Annotated in this window: 1 protein-coding gene; it reads left to right on the forward strand. The window is 46.7% G+C overall.

What is annotated here, in order from left to right; genetic code table 11:
- On the forward strand, positions 1–2,605 hold a 2,605-nt coding region (locus N0824_RS19125), incomplete at its 5' end, for a S8 family serine peptidase (protein ID WP_146184304.1).
- Positions 2,606–3,750 lie beyond the last annotated feature (1,145 nt).

Here is a 3,750-nt window from a genome sequence, read left to right on the forward strand (position 1 = left end):
TTTAGTGATTGGGGTTATTGATACGGGGGTTGACTACAATCACCAAGACCTAGTTGGCAACATCTGGACAAACCCGGGGGAAATTGCCGGAGATGGCATTGACAACGATGGCAATGGCTACATTGATGACATTCGCGGTTGGGACTTTGCCTACAACGACAATAACCCCAGTGATGTTAATGGTCACGGAACCCATGTTTCGGGAACCATTGCTGGCAAAGGAAATAATGGGGTAGGCGTGACGGGGGTGGCCTGGAATGCCAAAATCATGCCCCTGAAGTTTTTGAATGATCAAGGATCAGGCTCTACCTCCAATGCTATTTTGGCAATTAACTATGCGACGGCCAAAGGAGTTAAGCTCACCAATAACTCCTGGGGAGGTGGGGGCTATAGTCAAGCGCTCTACGATGCGATTAACGCGGCGGGTCAGGCGGGAGCTTTATTTATTGCGGCGGCTGGTAATGATGCAAAAAACACTGACACAAGCCCCTCCTATCCTGCCAGCTACAACCTAGCTAATATTATTTCTGTTGCTTCCACCACCCGCACCGATGCTCTCTCTTCCTTTTCCAACTATGGCTTAACCAGCGTAGATTTAGGCGCACCTGGTTCAGAGATTTACAGCACTACTCCCAACAATACCTATTCCACCTATTCAGGGACATCCATGGCCAGTCCCCATGTGGCGGGGGCGGCGGCTTTGTTGTGGTCACAAAATCCTACCTGGACAGCCCAACAGGTGAAAGATGCCTTAATGAACACGGGCGACCCCCTGGCATCCCTTGCCGGTAAAACGGTTTCTGGTAAGCGGCTCAATGTGTTTAACGCTTTGGCGGCGGCTAACTTACCTTCTGTAACCGTCAGTGTCAGTCCGGCCACTGTGCAGGAAGACGGTACGACTAACTTAGTTTACACCTTTACTCGCACTAACTTAAACCTGAGTTCTCCCCTGACCGTTAACTTCGGGGCGAGTGGCATAGCCAACGCCGCTCCAGTGGGAAGCGACCCAGCCGATTACACGGTATTAACAGGTAGTGCTGTCACCTTCAACCCGACGACGAAATTAGGAACCGTCGCTTTTGCCGCTAATGCGACAACGGCAACGGTCGTGGTTGATCCGATTGCCGACACTATTGCCGAAATCGCCAACGAAACAGTGGCTCTCACGGTTAATAGTGGCACCGGTTATATTGGCGGTTCACCCGGAACAGCCACAGGAACGATTGTTTCCGAAGAAACCCTACCGATTTTTAGTAACCCCAACCCGATTACTATTCCTGATAGTGGTTCCAGTACCCCCTATCCTTCCACTATTAATGTTTCAGGCTTGAGCGGTAATATTAATAGCCTGAAAGTAACGCTGACAAACCTGAGCCATACTTGGCCCGATGATATTGATGTATTACTGGTCGGTCCAACGGGAACCAAAGCCTTATTAATGTCCGATGTGGGTGGCTCAGGTGATGTTAGTAATGTCACTCTCACCTTTGATCCGACGGCCACCTCCTCCTTGCCCGATGAAGGGCTAATTACCAGTGGCAGTTATAAGGCCACAGACGTTGGAACCGGTGATATCTTTAATGCGCCCGCTCCCGGTGGCCCCTACGGTACGGATTTCTCGGTCTTTAACAACACCAACCCCAATGGAACCTGGAGCCTCTACGTTATAGATGACGCGGGAGGAGACGTGGGAACTATTGCTGGTGGTTGGTCACTGAATATTGGTACGGGAGCAGCGACAAAATCAATCTCGATCGCCAAGACCACCGATGGTAACGAAGCCGGTTCCGTGAGCAGTGTCTTTACCCTGACCCGCACCGGCGACCTCTCCAGTGCCTTAACGGTTAACTACACCTTGGCGGGGACAGCCACTCCAGGTGTTGACTATACAGGCACTACTCCCAGCAGCGTCACCTTTGCGGCACTTTCCCCCACAGCTACCATCACTCTGCCCACCAAGGATGACCTCTTGAGTGATCCCAGTGAAACGATCATCAGCAAAATTACCGCCCCCGCTGGCTACACTATCAGTGGACCTGACACGGCTACGGCCACCATTCTTGACAATGATGGTAACTCATCCAGTAACAACTTGGTCGGGACAAGCTTTGCCGATGCCCTGGCTGGAGTGGGAGGTAATGACACCCTTAGCGGTTTAGAAGGTGATGATACCCTCGATGGTGGGGCCAATAATGATAACCTGACAGGCGGTCTTGGCAAAGATAACCTAACAGGAGGCACTGGATTGGATACTTTGAATTACAATTCTCTGGGTGAGTCGCTGCTGAGTGGCTTTGATGTTATTCAAAGCTACAGTGGCACGGGTGCTAGTCTTGATCGCATTAATGCCCCTGGGTCTATTGCGGCAATCACTTTGACCGCATCGAAAGGCACAGCTACTGCTTTAACCGAAGCGGCGATTCAGTTGGTCTTGACTAATGCGGCCTTTGCTGCTAACACGGCGGCGGCCTTTAAAGTGACAGGTCAAAGTGGTACTTTTATCGCTCTCAATAATGGAGTGGCCGGTTTCCAAGCCCCTAGTGATGCGATCATTCAACTGAGTGGTTACAACATTGCTGCCGCCAGACCAGTGGTAGTGATCTAGATTGAGAGATCATTTAAGTTTGCAGGCAGTGGGAGAATCTTCTCCTACTGCCACTAGGGGTCTTTCAAAGCCTAAGCTTCCTGTTGTTGTTCTGCGAAGCCTAAGAGGGGGGTGATTCGGTAGTAGCGATGGGGGCTTAATCCTTTGCTTTGCTGTGCATTGTAGTCATGGATAACTGGACTTCCCCCGTATAAACATACTGGCTATGGCTAAAAGTCTTACAGAGCCTGAGTTAAAGCCATGTAATACAAATATCCTACTGGATGCAAACTTCTGAAGTCCTTACGCAGATAGGGTTTGAGGTAAAAGTTTTCAAATTTGACCCTTCGACCATTATAGCTTGTTTCGGGGCAGAAAACCAGCAAAAACATGGCTACAGAGGGAATCGCTTACTCTAGAGATTAATGACACTATCTGTTACAATCTGGTTAGCGATCGCTATACAGCCAACTCTACGGAATCGCTCTACTCCAGATACAGTCAACGGTACAGACATTTTCAAGCGAAAAATGTACCCAGTAGCCTCTTTTCAATTTTTTCTGAGACGCTCCCTAAGGGTTTTGTTGATTTTTTAGTATTTAAGTATGGTGTAAGTCCAGTAATTGATCCCCTTTTTCTTGGCATAATCTGATAGTTTCATTGGAACTGTAAGGTAAACTTGCACTAACCACAGTAGCAGTTGTTTGCTGTTATTTGCGTATATTTTCGACAAAACTTGACAATACTTCTGAGTTTCTTCATTATTCTCAATAATACTTTTCTTATTGCTGTGACTCATCAGGCTCTTGGATAAATTTAAGAAAAAAATAATTTTTTTCTTAAATTTGTCTATTTATAACCAATCTTCAGCACTTCTTAACATTCAATTGATAATTTTTACTATACATTGCTTACAAACCCTTGCCAGTAAAGATTATAGCTACAATGATGGATTTTTATCAAGGTGAAGAATTGTAATTGGTTTTCTCAGAAAAAATCAATTATTGAAAATAGTTTTTAATAGTATTCTCTACAATGACAGTTTTTCGTAAAAACATCTTGGGGAATGTAAAAACATATAAAAATATATGAAGATGTGCGGAATGTCGGTTATAATATAAGCAAACAAGAGATTTAGCCCCAAGGCAGAAAAGTTGGGCTGGTCT

This window comes from Microcystis sp. 0824 (assembly GCF_003112475.1).
Taxonomy (GTDB): Bacteria; Cyanobacteriota; Cyanobacteriia; order Cyanobacteriales; family Microcystaceae; genus Microcystis; species Microcystis aeruginosa_C.